Here is a 17,961-nt window from a genome sequence, read left to right as displayed (position 1 = left end):
AGATAAATCCGCCTCTGACATGCTGCGTGTCATGCGTGTCACGACGATCCACGGTCCCCGCGACATCCGCCTGGAGGACCGCCCCAGCCCCACCATCGACGCCCCCACCGACGCCCTCGTGGCGGTCACCGCCGGGTGCATCTGCGGCTCGGACCTGTGGCCCTACCGCGGCGAGAACGAGGTGAAGCCGGGGCAGACGATCGGCCACGAGATGATCGGGGTCGTGGCCGAGGTCGGCAGCGCGGTGACCTCCTTCGCCCCCGGCGACTTCGTCGTCGTGCCGTTCTGCCACAGCTGCGGTACCTGCGCGCACTGCCGCGCCGGGATGACCTCGGCCTGCGCGGTCGGCGGCGTGACCACCGGCGGGCAGGGTGAGGTCGCGAAGGTCACCCAGGCCGAGGGCACGCTCTTCAAGCTCCCCGATCTGTCCGGGCGACCCGACCCCGCGATGCTGCCCTCGCTGCTGACGCTCTCCGACGTCTTCCCGACCGGGTGGCACTGCGCCGTCGCGGCCGGTGTGGAGGCCGGGGACACCGTCGTGGTCGTCGGTGACGGCGCCGTCGGCCTGTGCGCGGTGCTCGCGGCCGCGCAGATGGGTGCCGAGCGCGTGGTGGCGATGTCGCGCCACGAGACCCGCCAGGAGATCGCCCGCCGGTTCGGCGCCACCCACGTCGTGGCCGAGCGCGGCGACGAGGGCGTCGCCCGGATCATGGAGCTCACCGACGGGGTCGGCGCCGACGCCGTCCTGGAGTGCGTGGGCACCGGCGCGTCGATGGACCAGGCGTTCGCCTCCGCCCGGCCCGGCTCCACGGTCGGCTTCGTGGGCGTGCCCCACGGCGTCGAGCTGCCGATCCGCCGGATGTTCTCCAAGAACATCGGGCTGGCGGGCGGGGTCGCCCCGGTGCGTCACTACCTGCCCGAGCTGACCGAGCTGGTCACCTCCGGGGCGGTCGACCCGGGGCTGGTCTTCGACCTGACCCTGCCGCTGGACCAGGTGGCCGAGGGCTACCGCGCCATGGACGAGCGGCGCGCGACCAAGGTGTTCCTGGAGGTCGACGCGCATGGGTGAGGACCTGGTGCTCGGCCCGCTGCTGAGGTACGTCGACCGGGACTCGGCCACGATCTGGGTCGAGACGGCCGCGGCCGCGACGGTCACGGTCACGGCCGGGCCGCGGGAGTGGTCGGCGCGGACCTTCCGCGTGCACGGTCACCACTTCGCGCTGGTCGAGGTGACCGGCCTCGAGCCCGGCACCGTCACGCCGTACGCCGTGCACCTCGGCGACCCCGACCACCCGGTCTGGCCGCCGCAGGAGTCCGGGACCGGCGCCGACCCGGTGCTGCCGCCCTCGGTGATCAGCACCTTCAAGCCCGGCAAGCACCCCCGGCTCGCCTTCGGGTCGTGCCGCACGAGCGTGGACCACGACCACGACGGCAACAGCACCCACGGCGTCGACTCCATGCGCGCCTACGCGCTGGCCATGGCCGGGGTGACCCGTGACGAGCAGCTGGCCTGGCCCGACCTCGTGGTGTTCCTCGGCGACCAGGTGTACGCCGACGAGACCACCCGCGCCATGCAGGAGTTCATCTCCTCGCGCCGCGACATCGAGCAGCCTCCCGGCAAGGAGCTGCGCGACTTCGAGGAGTACGCCCACCTCTACGCCCTTGCCTGGAGCGACCCGGCGAACCGCTGGCTGCTCTCGACCCTGCCCAGCGCGATGATCTTCGACGACCACGACATCCGCGACGACTGGAACACCTCCTTCGCCTGGCGCCAGCAGATGGCGCAGACGTCGTGGTGGCACGGTCGGATCGTGGCCGGGCTGGCGTCGTACTGGGTCTACCAGCACCTGGGCAACCTCTCGGCCGAGCAGCGCGCTCAGGACGAGATCTGGCAGCGCGTGGTCGCCCACCGGGACTCCGACGCGCGCGACGAGCTCGACCTGAGCGAGGTGCTGGACGCCTTCGCCGAGCGCGTCGACGCGGACCCCACGGCGTACCGCTGGAGCTACGTCCGCGAGCTGGAGGGCAGCCGGCTGGTGGTCGTGGACTCCCGCGCCGCCCGCGTGCTCGAGGCCGACCGCCGCCAGCTCCTCGACGACGGCGAGATGGCCTGGCTCGACCAGCAGCTGCGCGGCGACGTCGACCACCTGTTCGTCGGCACGTCGCTGCCGTTCCTGCTGCCCCCGGGCCTGCAGCACCTGGAGGCCTTCAGCGAGGCCCTGGCCGACGGCGCCTGGGGGCGTCGCGGAGCCGGCGTCGCGGAGAAGCTGCGTCAGGCCGTCGACCTGGAGCACTGGGGTGCCTTCCAGGAGTCGTTCCGCAAGGTCGCCGAGATGGTCGTCCAGGTCGCCGCGGGGGAGCGGGGGAGGGCGCCGCGCACGTTGACGTTCCTGTCCGGCGACGTGCACCACAGCTACGTCTCGGAGGTCACCCGGCTGCACCGCGACGACCACCGGCGGCTGCAGTCGCGGCTGCTGCAGGTGGTCTGCTCGCCGATCCGCAACCCGCTGCCGACCTCGATGCGCTACGCCACGGCCGTGCTGTCCTACGGCGTCGCCGGGGTGCTCGGGCGCGCCGCCTCGCGGTCGGCCCACGTGCACCAGCCGCCGTTCCGGTGGAAGCGCGTGGAGGGACCGTGGTTCGACAACAACCTGGCCACCGCCGAGGTGCGCGACGGCGGTCTGCGGCTGTGGTGGGGCAGCGGCCAGGTCGGTGACGGCGGCGACGAGCGGCCCGACCTGGTGACCGTGTGCGACGTCACCCTGGACGACCCGGGCCGCAGGGTGCGTCGCTAGCCGGGCGCGTGGTCGTCGAGGCTGCGCTCCATCCAGAGCACGTCGTGCCAGGCGCCGTGCTTGTGGCCGACCCGGTGCAGGGTGCCGACCTCGGTGAAGCCCAGGTGGCGGTGGAAGCCCTCGCTGGCGGGGTTCGGCAGGGTCATCGCCGCCAGCGCGGTCCGGAAGCCCCGTGCGGACAGGCGCGCCAGCAGGTCGGCGTACAGCGTCCGTCCGGCGCCGGCCCGGTGCCGACCGGCCTCGAGGTAGATGCTGGTCTCGCACGACCAGCGGTAGGCCGCGCGCGAGCGGAACGGCCCTCCGTAGGCGTAGCCCACGACGCTCCCGTCCTCCTCCAGCACCAGCCACGCGTGGTCGACCAGGGCGGCGGAGATCCGCCCGGCCATCTCCGCCACGCTCGGCGGCTCCTCCTCGAAGGAGACCGCGGTGTCCACGACGTACGGCGCGTAGACCTCGCGGCACCCGGCCGCGTCGGCGGGGGTCGCGGGACGCAGGGCCAGGGAGCCGTCCACCCGAGGCAGGGTAGCCCCAGCGCGGCCCGATCCAGCGGTGCGGACACCAGAGCAGGCGCCGGGCGTGCCGACCGACCGGGCACCCACTAGCGTCGAGGGCATGAGCGGAGACCAGCTGCAGCCCGAGGACACCCTGGACGACCGGGGTGTCGACGACGTGCTCGACGAGGGGTACTCCCCGCCCGAGCGCGAGCCCGACCACCTCAAGCACCCCGAGGGGGGCGAGGACCTCGAGACCCGCCTCGACGAGGAGGAGCCCGAGGTCTGGGACCAGGTCGAGTCCGAGCGCGACGCCGACGTCGTCGACGGTGACGTCGGGGGAGAGGTCGGCGAGGAGCGCACCGGCCGGCTCGGCAGCCAGGGTGACGTGGGTGCCGACGGCGCCATCGAGCAGGACGCGTTCGCGGTGGACGAGGGCATCGACGGGGCCGGCGCCAGTGCCGAGGAGGCCGCGATGCACACCATCGACGACTCCGGGGACACCCCCGTCTGAGACCGTCTGCGACCGACGACCACCGACGCGCGGGCGGGTACTCAGGACGATCTGAGTACCCGCCCGCTGTCGTCGTACGACGCGGTCGAACAGGCTCTTCCCATGAGCCGCAACGTCACCGCCCCGTCCACCACCACCGCCTTCTTCGCCCAGTCCGGGATCGCCTTCGCGGTCGCCCTGGCTGCGGTCCTGCTCGGGATCTGGAACCTGCCCGCGGGCCCGTGGGAGCGCTCCTTCCTCGCCGTCGGCACGCTGTTCCTGGTCACCTCGACCTTCACGCTGGCCAAGTGCGTCCGCGACGCCCAGGAGACCTCGCAGGTCGTCCACCGCCTCGACCAGGCGCGAGTCGACAAGATCCTGGCCGAGCACGACCCGTTCGCCAGCGTCTGAACCTCGCGCCGGGGGGAACGAGCATCCTCGTGAAGACACGAGAGATCGGCAACGACACCGTCGGGCGCTCAGTCGTCGGGGCGGTCGGCCTGGGCCTGATGACCTTCGACCAGTCCGGCCAGCCGCCGCGCGAGCAGCTGCTCGACACGGTGCGCGCCGCCCTGGACGCCGGGGTCACCCTGTTCGACACCGCCGACGCCTACGGGCACGGCGACAGCCCCGAGAACCCCCAGGGCCAGAACGAGCGCCTGGTCGCGAGCCTGCTCGACGAGCTCGGCGTGCGCGACCAGGTCCTGCTGGCCACCAAGGGCGGCCACGTCCGCACCGACTCCGGCGACTGGGAGACCGACAGCTCGCAGGCGCACCTGCTCACGGCCGTCGACGACAGCCTCGGACGACTGGGGGTCGAGCAGATCGCGCTGTGGCAGCACCACCGTCCCGACCCGGCCGTGCCGTACGCCGACGTGCTGGGCACCCTGAAGCAGATCGCCGACTCGGGCAAGGTGCGGATGATCGGCCTCTCCAACGCCGACCCCGACCAGATCCGCCAGGCGCACGAGGTGCTGGGTGACTCCCTGGTCAGCGTGCAGAACCAGTTCTCGCCCAAGTTCCGCTCCAGCCGCCCCGAGATCGACGTGTGCGAGGAGCTCGGCCTGGCCTTCCTGCCCTGGAGTCCCCTCGGTGGTCTCAACGACGCCAAGGGCCTGGCCGAGCAGCACCCCGCCTTCGCCGAGATCGCCGACGCCCGCGGCGTCAGCGCCCAGCAGGTGGCGCTGGCCTGGGAGATCGCCCAGTCGCCGGTCGTGATCCCGATCCCCGGCGCCAAGCGTCCGCAGTCGGTCACCGACTCGGCCGCGGCCGCCGACCTCGAGCTGACGACCGAGGAGCTGGCGCGGCTCGACCAGGACTGACCCGGGCTCAGGCCGGGGAGTCCAGCAGCTCGCGCAGGTGCTGGTCGACCGCGTCGAGGTAGGTCTGCTCGAAGCCGAACAGGCCCCAGTGCCCCGCGATGGTCGGCAGCACGCGCAGCTCGCTGCCCGGGGTCAGGCGCTGCTCGGCCTCGCAGTCGCGCGGCGGGAAGAACATGTCGGTCTCGATCGGCATCACGAAGGTCTTCGCGGTGACCCGGCCGAGCGCGGCGGCCAGGTCACCGTCGGTGTGCCGCGCGACGTCGCCGCGCTGCCACTTCCAGCCCATCGTGAGCAGCGCGTTGGGGTCCATCATCGTGAACAGCAGGCGCGAGAAGTTCTGCTGGAACTCCTCGAAGGTGCTCCACCCGAGGCCCTCGACGACCGGGTCGATCCCGCGCCAGAACTCGCTCTTCCAGAAGTCGGTGGTCAGGCCCATCACGGCCCAGATGTCGGCGTGGCGGGCGAGGCCGGCCGCGACGTCGGTGTGGGCGGCGTACTCCCCACCGGCCCAGCCGGGGTCGGAGGTGATGGCCTCCATCAGCGCGTGCACGAAGAGGAAGTCGTGCGGGGTGGTCTGGGCCGTCCCGGCGATCGGGGCGGCGCGCAGCACCTTGTCGGGGAAACGCACGGCCCACTCCCAGGTCTGCTGGGCGCCCATCGACGCACCCACGACCAGGGCCAGCCGCTCGACGCCGAAGTGCTCGCGGAGCAGCTGCTCCTGGGCCCGGACGTCGTCGCCGATGCGCACGTGGGGGAACCGCGACATCGCGATCGAGGCGTCCGAGGTGGTGTGCGGCGACGTCGACATCCCGTTGCCGATCTGGTTGACCACGACGATGAAGTAGCGCGACGGGTCCAGCGCCCGGCCCTCGCCGATGTAGACCTGCCACCAGGTGGCGTGGGTGCCGGAGAACCACGTCGGCACCAGGACCACGTTGTCCTTGGCCTCGTTCAGCGTGCCGTACGTCGCCACCGCCAGCTGGAGGTCCTCGATCACGCCGCCCTCCTCGAGCTCGAACCGGCCGAGGCCGACCAGCTCGTGGTCGCCCTGCATCTCGGCGGTGTAGAAGGGGTTCTGCAGCGGCATGATCGGTCCTCCCGGGTCGTGGACGTGCCCGTGTGTGATCGGGGTCACGTCCCTCAACCTAGGTGACGGTTCAACCCTTTACCAGGTCGCGCAGCCGCCGGAGGTCGGCCAGCACGGTGGCGCAGTCGGTCTCGAAGGCCTCGTCGGTGAGGTCGAGCTGACGCACGGTGAAGACGATCTCCGCGCCGTCGGGGTGGGCCAGGACCCGCACCGGGTTGGTCACCACCGACCCGTCCGGGAGCGTGACGTCGTGGTCGAGCACGCCCAGGTCGTTGCGCGGCACGAACGCCACGCGCACCCGACCCATCGGGGAGTCGACCACCAGGACGCCGTCCTGGACCTCGACGTCGCCCTCGGCCAGGCCCTGCGCCCACAGCGGCAGGTGGGCGGGATCGGCGGCGTAGTCGTAGACGTCGGGTGCGCTGCGGCGTACGACGACGGAGAGGTGACGGCTTATCATTGGGCCCCTAGATCTGCGTTGTTCCTGACTATCAAGCCCATTCCCGGCAGCCAACCTTTTATTTGCACGCCTTCGTGGCGCGGCGGGCATCGCGACATGACGCATTTGAGCGCGAGACTGAGAGCTCTGGATTCTACGACCACCATTCCAGATCTGCTCTGACCGTGGCAGAGTGGGTTTTCGTGACCAGCCTCCAGGAGACAAGGTTCCGCGATTGCCCTCACTGTGGCACCCGCAACGTAGCGATGATCATTGAGTGGTCGCGGACACTCGGGACATCAAGTGGAGTGCCGCGACTGTGGGCTGTTATGTCGTGTCCGAGGTGTGCAGGCGTGCTCGCGTTAGATTTGCAGAGTTACTCCAATCATGTAGTCGGCAACGAGATTGCCCCGATGCAACAGGTGCAAATCAGGGCGCAGCTGCCCGAGGATCATCAGAGTCGCTACCAGATTAGACACCTGCCTGACGATGTCAGCGGATACTTCAGCGACGCCCAGCGGGTTATCGATGCCGGAGTTCCCGACGCTGCGGCGGTGCAGTTGCGTCGAACCCTCGAAGCAGCTGCCGCTCATCGAGGCGTTACCGAAAGAACCCTAGTTAAAAGCGTTGAGAAACTGATCGAGAAAGGCCTCATCACTCAAGACTTCGGCGGAGTTCTGCACCATGTTCGCAAGGTGGGAAACCAGGGGGCACACGCCACAGATGAGCGCCTCGAAGAGGCTGAGGTCGAGAGGGCACTGCGATTTACTGCACAGGTGCTCCGGAATCTGTTTGAAGTACCGGGTGAGCTCGCCGCGCTTGAATCGGAAGCGCCCGGTCCCAGCGAGGACGGGTCATAGACTCAACGTCGCTCGGCAGCATTGAAGAATCTTCCGCCAAATCTGTGGGCCTGTCCGAGAGGGGTCGCGAACACTGCCACGAAGTGCCGATAATGTGCATTATGTCAATTGACGTCGAGAGGGCCCTCTCCCGGGCCGTTCACCAGGATGCTCCGCTGGCGCGCAGGATCCCGTTGCCGGCGCGCACGGTGGTGAAGTACGTCGACGGGTGCGCGGTGTACTCCACGGTCACGGCGCCGCCGGCGAACCCGTGGTTGTACCAGCTGGTCATCGTCGGTGCGGTCAGGCCCGACGGCGTCCCGACGGTGATGCTGCGGGTCGGCAGCCCGAGCTCTCGCGCCAGCCGAACGGCGTACGCCCGGGCCTTGCCACTGGTGTCGACCGAGCCGAACGGCTGGTGCAGCGAGGCGATCAGGTCGGGACGCACCGAGCGCAGGAACGCCGCCACGGCGCGCACCTCGGGCTCGCTGGCCGGCGACGGCCCGCGGTAGGCGCTCGACCGGCGGCTCCGGTCGGCTGTCCGCCACCCGTCGGTGGGCCAGTTGCGGTTCAGGTCCACGCCGCGGGCGTTCTTGCGGGTGTGCCGGGCCGCGCCGTCCGGGTTCATCGTGGGCACCACCCAGAGCCGGACGTCGCTGTCCACGGCCAGGCGGCGTACGACGTAGCGCGCCGTCACCGGGCCGGCCGACTCGTTGCCGTGCATCTGACCCATCAGCAGCACCGTGCGCGAGGCCGCCGGGTTGCCCTTCTCGTAGGCCACGATCGGCCGTCCCCGCACCGAGCGGCCGATCACGCGGGTCGCCACGACCTGCTTCGCACGGGTGAGCGAGTACGCGTGCGGCAGGTCCGGCGTCGCCGGCGCGGCCACGACCGCGCCGGACGACGCGGCGAGCCCCGTCAGCCCGGTGCCGACGACGATCAGGGAGGCGGCGAGTGCACCCGAGCGCAGCGTCATCCCCCGATGCTCCCACGCCGGACGCGCCCGGTCAGCGACTCGCGGCGCCCGGCTCCCCGGCGGACTCCCTGGTCAGGCGCTCGTAGCGGTCCTCCCCCTCGGGCCCGGGGTCGCGCCCGACGTGGCGGAACCCGGCGCGCTCCAGGGTGCGGCGCGAGGCCGCGTTGTCCGGGTGCGTCGCGGCGACCACCACCTCCACCCCGTGCTCGGCGGCGAGGCCGACGACGGCCGCCAGTGCCTCCGCCGCGTAGCCGTGCCCCCGGGCCGAGGGCGCGAGGCCGTAGCCGACCTCCACCCGGCCCTCGACGGGGTCGCCCTTGAACCCGATGCCTCCCACGGCGAGGCCGCCGGCTGCTCGCTCGACGCGGTAGAACCCGAACGGACCCACGCGCCCACCGTCCGCGAGCCGGCGCAGCAGGGCCGTCGTCGCCCGGACCTCGCCGTCGCTCGGGAAGTCCGCGGCCCAGCGGTCCTCGCCGGTGGGACGCCGCTCGGCGACGCGCCCGGCCTCGGCCGCGTCGACCCGGTGCAGCACCAGGCGGGCCGTGCGTACCGATGACGTACGCCGCTCCCGGTCGCGGCGGACCCGCGAGGCGTGCCGGGCCGCGTGGTCGGCCGTGCTGTTCTCGTGCGGGAACGGACGGTCCGGCACCGGCAGGTCGAGGGCATCGCACAGCGGGCCCCACCCGTCCTCGGGCTGCCACTCCACGAGCCGCGCGGACGGCACCTCGGCCCGCACCTCGCGCAGCCGCCGCTCGTAGCCCGCGACCAGGGCGCCGCGGTCCTCGAGGTCGGTGACGACGTCGCGGAACAGCACGCGGAACAGCGGCACCATCGGGTCCGCGTCGTCGCCGGCCAGCATCTCGCGCGTCCGCGGCAGGACCGTCGCCTCCATGCTCCGCAGCCACACCTCCGGGTCACCGCGGTGCGACAGCAGCACCGGTGCGTCGGGGTACGCCGCCGCCAGGTCCCGCCAGCAGTTCGAGAACGGCGCGTCGACCCCGGCGGCGTACCCGGCCAGGAACTCCTCCCAGACCGGCGGCTCTCCCCCGGTGGCGCGCACCCAGATCGCTGCCTGTTCGGGGTGGGCGAACGCCTCGCTCATGTGGTGCACCGGCGCGCCCAGGAGGTGGCGCAACGCCTCGCGCAACGACGACGTCCCGGTGCGGGGCAGGCCGGCACCCACCAGCTGGATGACCACGAGGACGACCCTAGGGCGGGGGGCAACCGGTTTCGCCGGTCACGACGGCGACCCGGACGGGGTCAGCGCTGCGCCACGACCTGCCAGGCGAAACCGATGTCGCGGAAGGGCGGCCGGTCGCGCAGCTCGCGCTCCAGGGCCAGCAGCTGCGCGAAGTACGCCGGGTCGTGCTTGGCCCGGTCGTCGGTGAGCAGGTCGTTGGCGATCCGGTGCCCGTGGCGGCTCACGACCCGGAGACCGGCGGCCTCGACCTCGGCCCGCACCTGCTCCACCTCGACCTTGCGGGCGGCGGTGGCGAACGTCTCGACCGCGACCTCGACCGCGTGCAGCTCCTCGGCTGCGTGGGTCGGGCCCCCGGCCACCAGCCGGCGCAGCACCCGTGCCGCCGGGTTGACGTCCACCAGGGACAACCGACCTCCCGGGCGCACGCGCGAGGCCAGCGCGGCCACGTCCTGCGTCGAGTCCGGGCGGTAGCGGAGCACGAAGTGGCACAGCACGAGGTCCCACTCGCCCGTGGGGAGGTCGTCGAGACCGGCTTCGACCGTGGTGAGCCTGACGCCGGCGTCGGCCGCCCTCCGGTCGGCCTCGGCCAGCCACGAGCGGGACGGGTCCAGGACGGTGACGTCGTGCCCGGCCAGTGCCAGCGGCAGCGCGTCGCGACCGTCCCCACCCCCCACGTCCAGGACGCGCACCCGCGGCCCCAGCTCGGCGGCGTGCCGCTGCAGGACGTTGCCCACCGTGGCGTAGCGGATCCGGGCCCACGGCGTCGCGGCGTACTCCTGCCAGGCCGTCAGGTTCTCGCTGAACACGTCGCCCACGGTTCGATCCTGCGGCAGCACCCCCTCCGGGCCGGAGCCGCCGCGCGGACGCCGCTCCCAGTTGCGGCAGTGCCGCGCCGAGGTCCGTCGTACGCCGGAGCAGGTCGGCCGCACCGCCGGGAGCATCAGCTCGTCGGTATGCACGTCGCGCTCGAGGCACTCGCGCACCAGCCGGTAGCCCCGCTCGAGGACGGCGCAGTCGCACGTCCCACCCGCCGCGGTCAGCCGCGGCACCAGGGCGATCGCCCCGGGCACCCGCACCCCCTGGAAGCGCGCCGCCCACCCCAGCGTGCCGTCGCACCCCCGCTCGTCGACGGCGCGGGAGACGAAGCACAGCACGCACTCCCCCACCTGCGGCTCCAGCGCCGGGAGGGACCCGTCGGGGTCGGTCGGCGGGGGTCTGGGCTGGTCGTGGTCCACGGGTCGTGTCTAGCCCTGGGCACCGACAGAACGCCGCGGCGGCAACCCGCCGTCGCGGACGGTCCCGGCTCGCCGACCGCAGCCGGGCACTAGTTTTCCCCTCATGGACGCCGACCCCGCCGCCAGTCCCCCGGGTCCGACGACCCCGTCGCGGGAGCCGGTCGGCTCCCGCGACCCGGAGCTGGCCCGGCTGGAGCGCCAGGTCCGCGAGCTGCGACTGCTGGTGCTGCGCGCGGCGTGCCTGGTCGCCGTCGCCCTGATCGCGCTCGGTCTGGTGCTGCCTGCCTGGACGGTCCGGCAGGGCGCCGACCACGAGCGGGTGGTCTACCGGATCGCCACGGCCGGCTTCGAGGTGCTCGGGGAGGACGACGGGGGCGCGATCGTCGGGACCGGCTTCCTCGGGCTGCTGCTCGTGGCGGTCCTCGAGGTGGGCATCCTGGTCAACTCCGTCGTGGCCGGCGGCGGACGCTCGAAGAACCGCTGGGCCCGGACCACGATCGCCTCCCTGGCCGTCGTCGGCACCCTGGTCCCCCTGCTCTTCTCGGTGATGGGCGTCGCGAGCCACGAGAGCGGTGACAGCGGCGGGTGGGGGCCGCTGCTGCTGCTCGTGGGACTCGTCGTGGCCGCGGTCCTCCAGGCCCAGCGCAGCTGGCGTGACCTGTGGCTCGACCGACCCGGCGTGGCCGGGTCCCGGACGTGAGCACGGACGCCCCGGCGCCCCGCGTCACGGCGCTGCACGTGGCCCCGGCACGCAAGGCGGGGATCGAGCCGGTGGACGCGATCGAGGTCGAGGCCGGCGCGGGGATCGTGGGTGACCGCTACCACGGCACCCGCCACCGCCACGTCAGCGTGCAGTCCGCCACGGCGCTCGCCGAGGCGGCCGCCGACCTCGACGCACCCGTGGACGCGGGGTCGACGCGTCGCAACGTGACGCTGTCCCACGGCGAGGTCCCCACCGATCCGGGCGCGCGCCTGCGCATCGGACCGGTGCTGCTCGAGGTGGTCCGCGTCGCCGCACCGTGCGCGGTCATGGAGGTCTCGGTCGGCCCCGGGGCCCGGGCCGCGCTGCGCCGGCGCGGTGGGTCGATCTGCCGGGTCCTGGAGGGCGGGTCCGTCCGGGTCGGCGACGTGGCCGTCCTGCCCACCGGGTGACCGCGCGCCCACTAGCGTGAGCGGGTGCCCTCCCCCACGCGCGACGACCACTCCCCCGAATCGCCCGGCTCCCCCGATCTGGCGGCGCGCCTGCTCGACGCCCAGGTCACCTGGGTCCTCGACGAGCTGACCGGCGAGGCGCTCGCGGAGACCGTCGCTGCCGACGTGGGTCGCGTGCTCGAGGTCGCCTCGCAGCTCAGGCTCGGCGACGTGGTCGCGGTCGAGGACGTGCAGGAGATCGCGCGGCGGCTGGTGATCGAGGTGACCGGCAGCGAGGTGGTCGAGTCGATCGCGGTGCCCGAGGCCCTCGCCGTACGCCGCACCCTGGCCGCCGACCGCACCCCGCTCGGCGACGTCGTGGACCGCGACGACGTCGAGGCGCTCGTGGCGCGGGTGGTGGCGATGCACACCGTGCGGGACCACGTGCTCGACCAGCTCACCGAGAGTCCCGCCGCCGTCCAACTGACCTCGCGCCTGGTCGGACGGATCGTGGCCGACGTGCTCACTCAGAACCGCGCCCGCGCCGAGAAGCTGCCCGGGATGTCGTCGCTGCTGTCCTTCGGGACCGGCGCGGTCTCCCGCGTGGGCAAGGTCGGCGTCGGCGACTTCCAGCTCGACCGCCTGGTCGGCGACGCGATGGGGGCCGGCGCGCAGTACACGATGCGTCGCACCACCGCCATCGTGCGCGAGCTGGTCACCGACGAGGCACTCCAGCAGGCCGCCATGGAGCTGTGGGACCTGCAGGCCGCCGAGCCGGTGGGGCAGCTGGCCCGCGTCGTGACCGAGGAGGACCTCACCGACCTCGTCGGCCGGGTGCGCGACCTCGTCGCCGGTGTGCGCGACACCGAGACCGCCGCGCGGGTCGTCGAGGCCTGCGTGGCGACCTTCTTCGCGACCCACGCCGAGACCGACCTGGCCGCGCTCCTGGCCGGCCTCGGGCTCACCGAGGAGCGCCTCACCCAGGACGTGCGCCGACTCGCCGGCCCGGTCCTCGAGGCGGCCCGGGCCGACGGGGTGCTCGAGCGGGTCGTGCGCGCCCGTCTGGCGCCGTTCTGGGAGTCCGCCGAGGTCGCGGCGCTGCTGGCCTGACGCCTCGTCGGACCCGGTGTCACCGGGTCTGCCTACGATCGCTGCCATGAGTGCGCGCGCAGGGATCGTCGTCACGGGCACCGAGGTGCTCACCGGTCGGGTCGCCGACGCCAACGGGCCCTGGCTGGCCGAGCAGCTGCGGCGCCACGGCGTCGACGTCGGGCAGGTCGTCGTCGTGGGCGACCGCCCCGACGACCTCACCAGCGCGCTGGGCATGCTCGCCGCCGGGCACGACCTGGTGATCACCTCGGGCGGGCTCGGCCCCACGGCGGACGACCTCACCGCCGAGGTCGTCGCGAGGTTCCAGGGACGCCCCGGCACGCTGCGCCCCGAGCTGGCCGAGGAGATCGCCGAGATCGTCGAGCGGCTCTCGGCCGGGAAGGGGTGGCGCCGCGACCCCGAGGCCACGGCCGCCGGGGTGCGCAAGCAGGCCGTCGTCCCCGAGGGCGCGACCGTGCTGGCCCCGGTCGGCACCGCCCCGGGCCTGGTGGTGCCCGTCGCCGAGGGCCGCCAGGGCCCGCCGGTCGTCGTGCTGCCCGGCCCCCCGCCCGAGCTCCAGGGGATGTGGGACGACGCGCTGGCCGACCCGTCGGTGCAGGCCGCGCTGGCCGGCCGCGAGGAGCTGCGCCAGTCCACGCTGCGGCTGTGGGGCACCCCGGAGTCCGAGCTCGCGGCCACGCTGGCCCGGCACGAGGCCGACCTGAACGGGCTCGAGATCACCACCTGCCTGGCCCAGGGCGAGCTGGAGATCGTCACGCGCTACTCCCCCGCCGCCGAGGACGCCTACGACCGGCTGGTCGGGGCGATCCGGTCGGACTTCGCCGAGACGCTCTTCTCCGAGGGGCCGGGGGTCGAGGAGCTCGTCGCCCTCGAGCTGCTGGACCGCGGCTGGACGATCGCGACCGCCGAGTCGTGCACGGCCGGGCTGCTGGCCGGGCGGTTGGCCGACCGGCCCGGTTCCTCGGCGTACCTGCTGGGCGGGCTGGTGACCTACGCCAACGAGGCCAAGCGCGACTTGCTGGGCGTGCCGCAGGAGCTCCTCGACACCGTCGGGGCGGTCAGCGCCGAGGTCGCCCGGGCGATGGCCGACGGGGCGCGCGAGCGGCTCGGCACCGACGTCGGCGTCGGGATCACCGGCGTGGCCGGGCCCGGCGGCGGCACGGCCGAGAAGCCGGTGGGCCTGGTGCACCTGTGCGCCACCTCCGGCGACGGTCGCGTCGTGGCGCGCGAGGTGCGCCTCGGCGGTGACCGGGCCGGCGTACGTGCGCGCTCGGTGGTGGTGGCCCTCCACCTGGTGCGCGAGCTGCTCGGCCGCTGACCCCGCACCGCACGAAAGGCGCGGCGCACGTCGACTACGCGTGCGCGATGCAGGTGCGGGCGGTGGGGCGGGCCTCGAGGCGGGCCGGGGCGATCGGCTCGCCGCAGACCTCGCAGAGGCCCCACGTGCCCTCCGCCACCCGGTCCACGGCGGCGTCGATCTCGGTCAGGTGACGCTCGGCCTGACGCACGAGCGCTCCGGTCTGCGAGCGCTCGAAGGCGATCGTGTGGCCCTCGGGGTCGTGCTCGTCGTCGGCGTTGGTGTCACGGCTGGCATCGACCACCCCGGCGTAGTCCTCACGCAGCGCCGCCAGCCGCGCCAGCGTGTCCGCCCGCTCGGCGGCGAGCAAGGTGAGCGGTTCCTCCACCTGCCCGAGGCTACTGCCGACGTACAGCGGACCGGGCGTCCGGTTTCCCAGGTGATGAACCCGAACTGCCTCTCTGCACACGATGCGTCGTGTGCAGAGAGGAAGTTTCGTGGGTGAGGTCGAGCGGTACGCCGCCAGACGAGCCTCCTGGAGGACCAGACGAGCCTCCTGGAGGACCAGACAAGCCCCCTCGGCGGGCACGGGAGCCTCCTTGCGTCAGGCGACCATGCCGTGGGGGTCGATCACGAACTTCTGGGCCGACCCGGCGTCGAACTCCTGGTAGCCGCGGGGGGCGTCGTCGAGCCCGATCGTGGTGGCGTTGACGGCCTTCGCGATCTGCGCCTTGTCCGACAGGATCATGTTCATCAGCTGGCGGTTGTACTTCTTGACCGGGCACTGACCGGTGACGAAGGCGTGGGACTTGGCCCAGCCCAGACCCAGCTTGACGCCGATCTGGCCCTCCTTGGCCGCGTCGTCCACGGCACCGGGGTCGCCGGTGACGTAGAGGCCCGGGATGCCCAGGGAGGCACCGGCGCGCGAGATGGTCATGATGTCGTTGAGCACCGTGGCCGGGGCCTCGGCAGCGCCCTCGCCGTGGCCTCGGGCCTCGAAGCCCACCGCGTCGACGGCGGCGTCCACCTCGGGCTCGCCCAGGATGCCCTCGATCAGCGAGGCCAGGTCGTCGCCCTTGCTCAGGTCGACGGTCTCGCAGCCGAAGCTGCGCGCCTGGGCGAGGCGGTCGGCGTTCATGTCGCCGACGATCACGACCGAGGCGCCGAGCAGCTGCGCGGCGTGGGCCGCGGCCAGGCCGACCGGCCCGGCCCCCGCGACGTACGCCGTGGAGCCGGTCGTCACGCCGGCGGTGTAGGCGCCGTGGTAGCCGGTCGGGAAGATGTCGGAGAGCATCGTCAGGTCGAGGATCTTCTCCAGGGCCTGGTCGCGGTCGGGGAAGCGAAGCAGGTTGAAGTCGGCGAACGGGATCAGGACGTACTCCGCCTGACCGCCGACCCAGCCACCCATGTCGACGTACCCGTACGCCGCCCCGGCGCGCGCCGGGTTCACGTTGAGGCAGATGCCGGTCTTGCCCTCGTTGCACATCCGGCAGCGGCCGCACGCGATGTTGAAGGGCACCGAGCAGATGTCGCCCTCCTTCACGAACAGGACGTCGTCGCCGACCTCGACCACCTCGCCGGTGATCTCGTGGCCCAGCGACTGGCCGACGGGGGCGGTGGTGCGTCCGCGGACCATGTGCTGGTCGGAGCCGCAGATGTTGGTGGTGACCAGCTTCAGGATCACCGCGTGGGGGGCGGCCTGCTTGATCCCGAAGTGCTGGGCGACCTCCTTGGGGATCTCGAGCTTGGGGTAGTCGACCGTCTCGACGGCGACCTCCCCGGGACCCTTGTAGACGACGACGCGGTTGCCGGACATGGGCACATCCCTCCGCCCCGAGGACCGGGGAGGTCGGTGGGTGACGCCGGTGTGGCCGGCGTCACATGACTCCACCGACACAACCACCCCGGAGGTCGCGGGACAACCCCGGGAGGGGCGGATCGGACCGCGAGCGGGCCTACTGGGCCTCGGGCAGACCCTCCTCCAGAGCGGGTACGGCGCCGCGCGCGCTGCGGGCCGGGCGCAGCTTGAGGGCGACCGCGGCGAGGATCTCCATCATCGGCGTGGCCCCACCGCCGGGGCGCGGGACGCCGCCGCTCATCGCGCGGCTGACGTGCTCGGCGAGCTCGTGGATCTTGACGTTGCTCTCGTTGGACTGCTTGCGCAGGATCGCGAAGGCGGTCACCTCGTCGACGCGGTAGGTCACCATCAGGGCGCCCTTGACCTGCTCGATCGCGCGACGGTGCCGCGTGGCGGAGTCGACGGCCTCGCGGGTGGCCAGGCGGACCTCCTCGGTCACGTCGAGGGAGTAGCCCTCCAGGCGCAGCGGGGTCCCGTCGTCGTCGTGGATGACGTCGCCGAGGAAGGAGAAGATCCGCTCACCGCGGCTGTCGGTGACCAGACGGGCCTGGCCGCTGAGCACCACGGCGTCGTCCACCGAGTGGGTCACCCGGCGGGTGATCTCGACCCGGTCGTCCTCGTGGACGCGGCTGATGATGTCGGCGACGGCGGACTCCGTGGCCATGGCGATGTCCCACATCCGGATGATCTCGGGAGACCAGGACCAGTCCTTCGTGACGTAGTCGTAGCTCCAACGGCCGAACGTGGGCATGGGGGTCGCGGTGGTGTCGTCGGTCAACGCGTGCCTTCCTCTTCACAGCTGGGAGGTCGGCCACGCTGCAGGACCTGGGCCGTCGTCACCTCGACGCCGGCTCCTCGGCAGACATTCTGCACGGTCGCGCCCAGTCGCGCCTCCCCCGGACCGGTGTCGAGAGCCACGTATCCGTCGGTTCGCCCTGGGCGAACGGAGGAATCGGACAGCCGCACCCCTGGTTGACCGATCATGACCACCATCGGACTCATCGGCAGCGGCAACATCGGCAGCACCGTCGCGAAGCTGGCGCTCGACGCCGGCTACGACGTCGTGCTCAGCAACAGCAGAGGCCCCGAGACCCTGCAGGACCTCGTCAGCGAGCTGGGGCCGCGCGCCCGGGCCGCCACCGCCCAGGAGGCGGCCGAGGCCGGCGACCTCGTCGTCGTGACCGTGCCCCTCGTCAACTACCGCCAGGTGCCCGTGGAGCCCCTGGCCGGCAAGGTCGTGATCGACACCAACAACTACTACCCCGAGCGCGACGGGCAGTTCCCCGAGCTGGACGCCGAGACCACGACGACCAGCGAGCTGCTGGCCGAGCACCTGCCGACCTCGAAGGTCGTCAAGGGCTTCAACAACATCTTTTTCGGCCACCTCGCCAAGCTGGCCAGGCCGGCCGGCGACGCCGACCGCTCGGTGATCGCGATCGCCGGTGACGACGACGGTGCCAAGCGCGAGGTCACCGAGTTCCTGGACCGGATCGGCTACGACACGGTCGACGCCGGTGCGCTGGCCGAGGGCTGGCGGTTCCAGCGCGACACCGCGGCGTACGGCGCGCCGTACGTCGTGCAGGGTGAGGAGTTCCCCGGCACCGGCAAGGCCGCCACGCGCGAGGAGATGACGCAGGCCCTCGCCGCCGCGAAGCGGTACGCCGAGATGTCCTGACCGACTCCC

At 72.6% G+C, this 17,961-nt stretch carries 20 protein-coding genes; 11 read left to right on the top strand and 9 right to left on the bottom strand.

Features of this window, described 5'->3' with window-relative positions; genetic code table 11:
- The first annotated feature begins 31 nt into the window (after positions 1 to 31).
- Complete coding sequence (locus tag ACYVDA_RS14925) at positions 32 to 1,069, top strand: zinc-dependent alcohol dehydrogenase family protein (protein WP_460819202.1); 1,038 nt, start codon at positions 32 to 34, stop codon at positions 1,067 to 1,069.
- Positions 1,062 to 2,795 (top strand): alkaline phosphatase D family protein, encoded by a 1,734-nt coding sequence (locus tag ACYVDA_RS14920; protein ID WP_460819201.1) that lies wholly within the window; start codon positions 1,062 to 1,064, stop codon positions 2,793 to 2,795. The genes ACYVDA_RS14925 and ACYVDA_RS14920 overlap by 8 nt, the downstream gene beginning before the upstream one ends.
- On the opposite strand, the gene ACYVDA_RS14915 is transcribed toward ACYVDA_RS14920, so the two are convergent.
- The gene (locus ACYVDA_RS14915; RefSeq protein ID WP_460819200.1) at positions 2,792 to 3,307 is read right to left on the bottom strand and encodes a GNAT family N-acetyltransferase; all 516 of its coding nucleotides are present in this window, start codon (positions 3,305 to 3,307) and stop codon (positions 2,792 to 2,794) included. The genes ACYVDA_RS14920 and ACYVDA_RS14915 overlap by 4 nt on opposite strands.
- Before the next feature lie 100 nt (positions 3,308 to 3,407).
- Between ACYVDA_RS14915 and ACYVDA_RS14910 the strand changes: the two genes are divergently transcribed.
- The 3 genes from ACYVDA_RS14910 to ACYVDA_RS14900 all read left to right on the top strand — a co-directional run bounded on the left by ACYVDA_RS14910 (position 3,408) and on the right by ACYVDA_RS14900 (position 5,101).
- Complete coding sequence (locus tag ACYVDA_RS14910; protein WP_460819199.1) at positions 3,408 to 3,800, top strand: DUF5709 domain-containing protein; 393 nt, start codon at positions 3,408 to 3,410, stop codon at positions 3,798 to 3,800.
- A gap of 102 nt (positions 3,801 to 3,902) precedes the next feature.
- Positions 3,903 to 4,190 carry a YiaA/YiaB family inner membrane protein gene (locus ACYVDA_RS14905; protein WP_460819198.1) on the top strand — a complete coding sequence of 96 codons (288 nt, stop codon included), beginning with the start codon at positions 3,903 to 3,905 and terminating at the stop codon, positions 4,188 to 4,190.
- Between the two features lie 29 nt (positions 4,191 to 4,219).
- Positions 4,220 to 5,101, top strand: a complete 882-nt coding sequence (locus ACYVDA_RS14900; RefSeq protein WP_460819197.1) for an aldo/keto reductase — start codon at positions 4,220 to 4,222, stop codon at positions 5,099 to 5,101.
- A gap of 7 nt (positions 5,102 to 5,108) precedes the next feature.
- Here ACYVDA_RS14900 and ACYVDA_RS14895 read toward each other — a convergent pair whose 3' ends face one another.
- Positions 5,109 to 6,236, bottom strand: coding sequence for an alpha/beta fold hydrolase (locus ACYVDA_RS14895; RefSeq protein WP_460819196.1), 1,128 nt, complete (start codon positions 6,234 to 6,236; stop codon positions 5,109 to 5,111).
- Between the two features lie 22 nt (positions 6,237 to 6,258).
- Positions 6,259 to 6,648, bottom strand: a complete 390-nt coding sequence (locus ACYVDA_RS14890; RefSeq protein ID WP_460819195.1) for an SRPBCC family protein — start codon at positions 6,646 to 6,648, stop codon at positions 6,259 to 6,261.
- A gap of 332 nt (positions 6,649 to 6,980) precedes the next feature.
- On the opposite strand from ACYVDA_RS14890, the gene ACYVDA_RS14885 reads away from it, so the two are divergent.
- The gene (locus ACYVDA_RS14885; RefSeq protein ID WP_460819194.1) at positions 6,981 to 7,487 is read left to right on the top strand and encodes a DUF4145 domain-containing protein; all 507 of its coding nucleotides are present in this window, start codon (positions 6,981 to 6,983) and stop codon (positions 7,485 to 7,487) included.
- A gap of 139 nt (positions 7,488 to 7,626) precedes the next feature.
- On the opposite strand, the gene ACYVDA_RS14880 is transcribed toward ACYVDA_RS14885, so the two are convergent.
- The 3 genes from ACYVDA_RS14880 to ACYVDA_RS14870 form a co-directional block, all read right to left on the bottom strand.
- Positions 7,627 to 8,442, bottom strand: coding sequence for a M14 family zinc carboxypeptidase (locus tag ACYVDA_RS14880; RefSeq protein ID WP_460819193.1), 816 nt, complete (start codon positions 8,440 to 8,442; stop codon positions 7,627 to 7,629).
- 31 nt (positions 8,443 to 8,473) lie between these two features.
- Entirely contained in the window at positions 8,474 to 9,643 is a 1,170-nt protein-coding gene (locus ACYVDA_RS14875) for a GNAT family N-acetyltransferase (protein ID WP_460819192.1), read from the bottom strand.
- Between the two features lie 62 nt (positions 9,644 to 9,705).
- Positions 9,706 to 10,881: a DUF2695 domain-containing protein gene (locus ACYVDA_RS14870; protein ID WP_460819191.1), complete on the bottom strand. Its 1,176-nt coding sequence runs from the start codon at positions 10,879 to 10,881 to the stop codon at positions 9,706 to 9,708.
- 103 nt (positions 10,882 to 10,984) lie between these two features.
- Here ACYVDA_RS14870 and ACYVDA_RS14865 point away from each other — a divergent pair, with 103 nt between their 5' ends.
- Genes ACYVDA_RS14865 through ACYVDA_RS14850 form a run of 4 tightly spaced genes read left to right on the top strand, consistent with a single transcriptional unit; the run spans position 10,985 to position 14,440 of the window.
- The gene (locus ACYVDA_RS14865) at positions 10,985 to 11,581 is read left to right on the top strand and encodes a hypothetical protein (RefSeq protein ID WP_460819190.1); all 597 of its coding nucleotides are present in this window, start codon (positions 10,985 to 10,987) and stop codon (positions 11,579 to 11,581) included.
- The gene (locus ACYVDA_RS14860) at positions 11,578 to 12,033 is read left to right on the top strand and encodes an MOSC domain-containing protein (RefSeq protein ID WP_460819189.1); all 456 of its coding nucleotides are present in this window, start codon (positions 11,578 to 11,580) and stop codon (positions 12,031 to 12,033) included. Before ACYVDA_RS14865 ends, ACYVDA_RS14860 begins: the two co-directional genes overlap by 4 nt.
- Positions 12,034 to 12,057: 24 nt before the next feature.
- Positions 12,058 to 13,122: a hypothetical protein gene (locus ACYVDA_RS14855; protein WP_460819188.1), complete on the top strand. Its 1,065-nt coding sequence runs from the start codon at positions 12,058 to 12,060 to the stop codon at positions 13,120 to 13,122.
- 46 nt (positions 13,123 to 13,168) lie between these two features.
- Positions 13,169 to 14,440, top strand: coding sequence for a competence/damage-inducible protein A (locus ACYVDA_RS14850; RefSeq protein WP_460819187.1), 1,272 nt, complete (start codon positions 13,169 to 13,171; stop codon positions 14,438 to 14,440).
- Positions 14,441 to 14,474: 34 nt separating this feature from the next.
- Here the strand turns inward: ACYVDA_RS14850 and ACYVDA_RS14845 are convergent, their stop codons facing one another.
- The 3 genes from ACYVDA_RS14845 to ACYVDA_RS14835 form a co-directional block, all read right to left on the bottom strand.
- Positions 14,475 to 14,807: a TraR/DksA family transcriptional regulator gene (locus ACYVDA_RS14845; protein WP_460819186.1), complete on the bottom strand. Its 333-nt coding sequence runs from the start codon at positions 14,805 to 14,807 to the stop codon at positions 14,475 to 14,477.
- A 216-nt stretch (positions 14,808 to 15,023) separates the two neighbouring features.
- Positions 15,024 to 16,235 (bottom strand): formaldehyde dehydrogenase, glutathione-independent, encoded by a 1,212-nt coding sequence (gene fdhA / locus ACYVDA_RS14840; RefSeq protein ID WP_460819185.1) that lies wholly within the window; start codon positions 16,233 to 16,235, stop codon positions 15,024 to 15,026.
- A gap of 139 nt (positions 16,236 to 16,374) precedes the next feature.
- Positions 16,375 to 17,055 (bottom strand): ANTAR domain-containing protein, encoded by a 681-nt coding sequence (locus ACYVDA_RS14835; protein ID WP_460819184.1) that lies wholly within the window; start codon positions 17,053 to 17,055, stop codon positions 16,375 to 16,377.
- A gap of 204 nt (positions 17,056 to 17,259) precedes the next feature.
- Here ACYVDA_RS14835 and ACYVDA_RS14830 point away from each other — a divergent pair, with 204 nt between their 5' ends.
- Positions 17,260 to 17,952 carry an NADPH-dependent F420 reductase gene (locus tag ACYVDA_RS14830; protein ID WP_460819183.1) on the top strand — a complete coding sequence of 231 codons (693 nt, stop codon included), beginning with the start codon at positions 17,260 to 17,262 and terminating at the stop codon, positions 17,950 to 17,952.
- Positions 17,953 to 17,961: the final 9 nt, after the last annotated feature.

The organism is Nocardioides korecus (genome assembly GCF_054778395.1).
This window is presented reverse-complemented; position numbering and strand designations above follow the sequence as displayed.